Raw genomic sequence first — 5698 nt, 5'->3', positions numbered from 1 at the left:
GTCCACGCACCCGTTGGGTGTTTTGTTAGGGTTCTTTCTGCCTTACTAAGTGGGGGCCGCGCGGCCCGAGCACAGTTCCAGCCAGTTAGGGTAGAGGCGGCCCTGTCGGAGTGCTCGAAGGCACCGCGCGCCACGCCTTAGAAGGGAAATCGTTCAAACACGTAGTCGTGTTTGGACAAGATTCAAAGGCGCGCGGGCAGAGAACTGAACGAAAACTTGGGCTGAGCAGAAAAGTGGAAATGCGAAGCATTTCCCGTCCACGGGACGTGGGGCCCGCGCGGCCTGAGCGCAGTACCCTCAAACCAAACCGCGCGCCGACGCCAAAAGAGGCGATTCAACTCTTTCGGCGATGAGCCGAAAGGGAATGAATTGCCCAAGGCGCGCGTATGATAGAGACAACCTATTTCGGAGTGCCCGCCAGCCCCGTTTATTCCGAGAGGCAACGCAACTGAAAACCGTGGCCGCGGTGATCCGAGTAGCCGGGTCGGAGGTGTTGCGAACTGAAATCCAAGTCCACGCCACTCGTGCCGCTCGTAGAAGAAGACCAGTTGAACCCGAGGCTGCCGACGAGTACCGGATCGCCCGAGAGCGCGTGGCGGTTGCCCGGGGCGGGACTTTTCCGTTTCTTCCGAGAGGCAACGCAACTGAAAACCGTGGGCGCGGTCGTCCGAGGTGCTCGGCCCAGTATTTGTCATATCGAAACGCATACGCATACCTTCGATCTCTAGGACGGCAGAAGACCAACTATAACCGTTATTGCCGACACCCATCAGAGCGCCCGTACCCCGATGGCGGTAGCCCGGGGCGGGGTTTGTCGGGCCGAAGCCTGCGGGGCCCAAAAACGAGCTTTGCGAGTTGCGGGCCTCCGCGTGGGGAGGCGTCCGGCCCGCGCGGTTCTGCGAACCGCAAAAACTCGGTCAAACTATCTGTCGTGTTCGGGCTGCGCGCTCCGGGGGTGGGCCGAAGGCCCAGCGCGCAAGCCCGGCGATTCTGCGAATCGCGCTACTTGCTCTCAGCCCAAAGCCTGGACAAAAGCTTCAGCCCAAGCACTGCCCCGTGTCCGCCTCACTGCGGCTCCGCTGTCGCTCCGCCGCGTTTCGCGCGCCTTACGCGATTCCTTCTATTTTGACTTACTGTCAAAATAGAGAATCGCTTCTTTAGGCGTGGCGCGCGGTTCTTCGTCGCCCGCGGCAATTTGCCGGATTGGCTCACCGCCAACCGGCAGAATATGCCCTTTTAAGCGGGCGGGCGACTTTCTACAGGAGGGTACTGTTCTCGTTGGCTTCGCGTTGCCTTCGGCTTCCTCGTGCTACCTCGGCAAAGCCCACAAGTGGTCTCTGCCCTCAGTACGCTACTCGGTTCCTCCTCGCCGCTCGGCAATTTGCAAACTGCGTTTGCATTGCGCTCGCTGGCAGCGTCGGTTGTGAACAAAGAGAACCAGAAAAACTTTATGATAGCTACGCTACTCCTCAGGCTCTGCAATCCTCAGTTTTTGTTCGCGCGCCTTAGGTTCCGCTTTATCCTAAAAGACAGCCCTTGCGCCGAAACGTTCGACGAAAGGGCTGTCTCTGATAAAATATGGAAGATTTCCGGACGGGGCTACATGCCGCACTCCATCTTGATATAGGCGTGGTGTGGGCCGAAGCGTTCGAAGGCGGCGCGATCCAGCTCTTCGCGATGTTCCGGAGCGGCGACGCTGATGATTAGCCGGGCCCGTTCCTGCAGGGTCTTGCCGTACAGGTTCACGGCGCCGTATTCGGTCACGAACCAGTGCATGTGTGCGCGGGTGGTTACGACGCCTGCCCCCGGATTGAGTACCGGGGCGATCTTGCTGATCCCTTTGTTGGTCTTCGACGGCATGGCGACGATCGCTTTCCCGTTTTTCGAAAGCGACGAGCCGTAGATGAAGTCGATCTGGCCGCCCACGCCCGAGTAGTGTTTCGTCCCGATCGAGTCGGCGCAGACCTGACCGGTCAGGTCGATCTGAAGGGCCGAGTTGATGGCGGTGAAGTTCGGGTTCTGGGAGATGATGTGCGGGTCGTTGGTGTAGCCCACGTCCATCATCAGGACGCCGGGATTGTCGTCGATGAAGTCGTAGACCTCTTGGGAACCCATCAGGAAGGTCGAGACCATCTTGCCGGGGTCGGTTACTTTGTTCATCCCGTTGATGACGCCCGATTCGACCAGCGGAAGTACGCCGTCGGCGAACATTTCGGTGTGGATTCCCAGATTCTTATGGCCGCCCAACTGCGCGAGCACGGCGTTCGGAATCGCGCCGATGCCCATCTGAAGGCAGGCGCCGTCTTCGATCAGCTCGGCGCAGTGTTTTCCGATGGCGGTCTCGATCTCGTTCGGGGCGGTGAAGGGGGCTTCGATCAGCGGGGTGTCGTCTTCGCACCAGATGTCGATCTCGGATATCCGGATCATGGCTTGTCCGAACGACCGGGGGACGTATTTGTTGATGACGGCGATCACGGTATGGGCGCACTCCACGGCAGCCAAAGTGGCGTCGACAGAGGTCCCGAGCGATACGTAGCCGTGTTTGTCGGGCGGCGAGACCTGAATCATGGCCACGTCGATAGGCAGGGCGCCGCAGCGGTACAGTTTTTGCGTTTCGCTCAAAAAAACGGGAATATAGTCGGCATACCCCTCCTGGGTCGCGCGCCGGAGGTTGCTACCGACGAAAAACTGGGCGGACTGGAAGATGCCTTCGTATTTCGGTTCGGCATAGGGCGCGGGGCCTTCGGTGTGGAGGTGGTGGATGAAGACGTCACGCAGTTCGCCCCGGTCGCCGCGGGCGCAAAGGGCTTTGATCAGACATTGCGGGGCGCTGGCTACCGAGCTCAGGTGGACATGGTCGCCGCTTTTAACGACTTTCACAGCCTCGTCAGCCGATACGATACGGATGTTGGGGTTGTTCATAAGCGAATGGTATTCTGTGTGTTTTTCTGGTGCAGAAATGAAGTTTCCGACAAATTTATGAATTCTAATTATCTTTACTGCAACTTAAATTAACAAAGAAACAGGTTATGAAACGGTTGCTCACGGTTCTGGCGCTTCTGGCGGCGGGGGGAATGGGCGTCTGCGGGGCGCAGCAGGCGAAGGAGAAGGTCTATACGGTGACGGAAAATATCCGCTTCCCGGAGGGGACGCTGGTGTTGAGGAGCGGGGAGATACTGGTCTCGAATTTCGGGACGGATTCGCTGGCGCCGCTCAATCGGGAGGGGAGGGGATATATCGTGTCGCTGGACAAGGAGAACCGGATTCTGATTCCGGCGAGGGGGGGGCTGAATGCGCCGAAGGGGATGGCGGTCAAGGAGGATTGTCTGTTCGTGGCGGATGTGGGGTGCGTGATGGTTTTTCACCTGAAAAAACCGGGGATGCAGCCGGTGAAGATTGCGTTTCCGGAGGGGGAGGCGTTTGTGAACGATGTGGTGGCGATGGGAGATTTTCTGCTGGTGTCGGTGACGAACACGGGGCATATCTATGCGCTGGATGTGCGGGATTGCGAGGCGGTGTGGGGGGCGCGGAGGCCGAAACCGAAGCTGGTGGCGACGATTCCGGGGGCGAACGGGCTGGCGGAGCATGAGGGGACGCTCTATGTGGCGTCGTATGATCCGGGGGAGAGGCCGGGGGAGGAGAATGGCATTTATGCGGTGAATATGACGGATCTGACGGCGGAACCGGTCAATCTGATGGGGGAGCGGTTCGGGCAGTATGACGGGGTGGCGGTGTCGGGGGACGGCAAGAGGCTCTATTTCAGCAATTGGAGGGGGGAAAACGGTGGGGGAGAGGTGGGGTTTGTCGATCTGACGCCGGAGGGGAAGAATGCGGTGACGGTCTTGGATCTGGGGGTGGAGCTGCGGGGGCCGGCGGATATTTCGGTAACGAAGGGCTATCTGATCGTGCCGGATCTGCCGGCGAGCAGGGTCTATATGGTGGCGTTGTAGGAGTTTGTCATGGAGGATATTTGTGTGCCTCGCCGATTTTCGGCGAGGCTTTTTTGTCTTTGGATGCAGTCTGCGAGAGGGGTTGCGGGCCGCCGGCCGATTATCCGGCGCGGATGAAGCTTGAGTCTTGCGGAGTCTGAGCGCGCGAACAGAGAACGGGGCGAAGAATTGTGCCGCCACGGCTAATGGGGAGTGCGGCACGCACCGCCCGCCCGGCGGACGCGTTCGCGCCACGGCGGGCGGCCTTTATTACTTCAAAGCAAACGCGCGCCGACGCCTTAAAAGGGAAATCGTTCAAACACGCAGTCGTGTTTGAACAGGATTTCCCAAGGCGCGCGCGGACGGAACTTGATACCGTCGCCCGCCCGCATAAGAGGGCATATTCTGCCGATTGGCGGTGAGCCAATCCGGCAAGAATTGCCGTGGGCGACGGCAAATGCGGCGGAGCGATAGCGGAGCCGCAGTGAGGCGGACACGGGGCGGTGCTTGTGGCCGAGCTTTTGCGACCCTTAGGGTCGCGCAGTCCGACGCCCCGGCAGGCGGAGGACTGCAACTTCGCGGAGCTCGTTGCGCCTCCGCTGGCGTCGAACTGTCGTTTGTATTGCGAGTGAGGCAGAGTTGAGAACAGGCCGGCGCCCGGGAGGTGCCGCAATTTTCGACGCGTGAGCGGCGTGTTGCGGGCCTCCCGATGGGGAGGCGTCCGGCCCGCGCGACCCTGCGGGGCGCATGCTATTTTTTGGTTTGGAGTAGAGGCTTAGGGTAGTTCCATCCCATTGGCCCCTGCGTACCGTTTCTTCCGAGAGGCAACGCAACTGAAAACCGTAGCCGCGGTTGCCCGCGCTGCTGGGATTGAGCCACGACACGTTGAAATACAAGTGCATGCCACCGGTACCGCTGACCGTCGAAGACCAGCTGTAACCGTTGCGGCCGACGCCGCTCAGCCCGCCATTGGCTCTCTCGCGGAAGCCCGGGGCGGGTCTCTTCCGTTTATTCCGAGAGGCAACGCAACGGAAGACCGTTGCCGCGAGAGCCTGTGTTGCTGGAATAGAAGTACGTCATGGTGAAACCCAAACACACCCCGCCGTTGTCATTACTTACCGATGACGAGTTGCTGAATCCGGCGTTGCCGACGTCTATTGGAACACCGGTTGCTTTCTCGCGGCAGCCCGGGGCGGGGTACTTCCGTTTATTCCGAGAGGCAACGCAACGGAAGACCGTTGCCGCGAGAGCCTGTGTTGCTGGAATAGAAGTACGTCATGGTGAAACCCAAACACACCCCGCCGTTGTCATTACTTACCGATGACGAGTTGCTGAATCCGGCGTTGCCGACGTCTATTGGAACACCGGTTGCTTTCTCGCGGCAGCCCGGGGCGGTGCCGCCGGTATAGGGTAGAGGCTGCCTTAGGGTAGACCCGGCCATTTGTGAGTGCGACACGCACCGTTTATTCCGAGAGGCAACGCAACAGAAAACCGTGGGAGCGATAGTGTGCATAGCCGGGGTAGTGCTCTGTCGTACTGAAGTGTAAAGCAGGGCCGCGATCGTGGTTGCCTGAATTGTGGGATGAGGAGGACCAGTTGACTCCGTTGTTCCAGGTGCCGCTCGGCGCACCGGAGGCATAGTGGCGGCAGCCCGGGGCGGGGCTGTTTTTCGCGCGCCTTGGGAAATTCAGTCAAAACTCGCAAGCGAGTTTTGACGATTTCCCTTTTAAGGCGTGGCGCGCGTTAGGCTCTAACAAGAGTAATAACGG

At 59.7% G+C, this 5698-nt stretch carries 2 protein-coding genes; one reads left to right on the top strand and one right to left on the bottom strand.

The genetic code is table 11. From position 1 onward, the window contains the following. Positions 1-1599 precede the first annotated feature (1599 nt). Entirely contained in the window at positions 1600-2922 is a 1323-nt protein-coding gene (locus tag QZ292_RS09320) for an acetyl-CoA hydrolase/transferase C-terminal domain-containing protein (RefSeq protein WP_294600877.1), read from the bottom strand. Positions 2923-3029: 107 nt separating this feature from the next. Here QZ292_RS09320 and QZ292_RS09315 point away from each other — a divergent pair, with 107 nt between their 5' ends. Further along, the gene (locus tag QZ292_RS09315) at positions 3030-3950 is read left to right on the top strand and encodes a hypothetical protein (protein ID WP_294600875.1); all 921 of its coding nucleotides are present in this window, start codon (positions 3030-3032) and stop codon (positions 3948-3950) included. The last annotated feature ends 1748 nt before the right edge of the window (positions 3951-5698 follow it).

Origin of the sequence: uncultured Rikenella sp. (assembly GCF_910577125.1) — a bacterium.
GTDB lineage: Bacteria > Bacteroidota > Bacteroidia > Bacteroidales > Rikenellaceae > Rikenella.
This window is presented reverse-complemented; position numbering and strand designations above follow the sequence as displayed.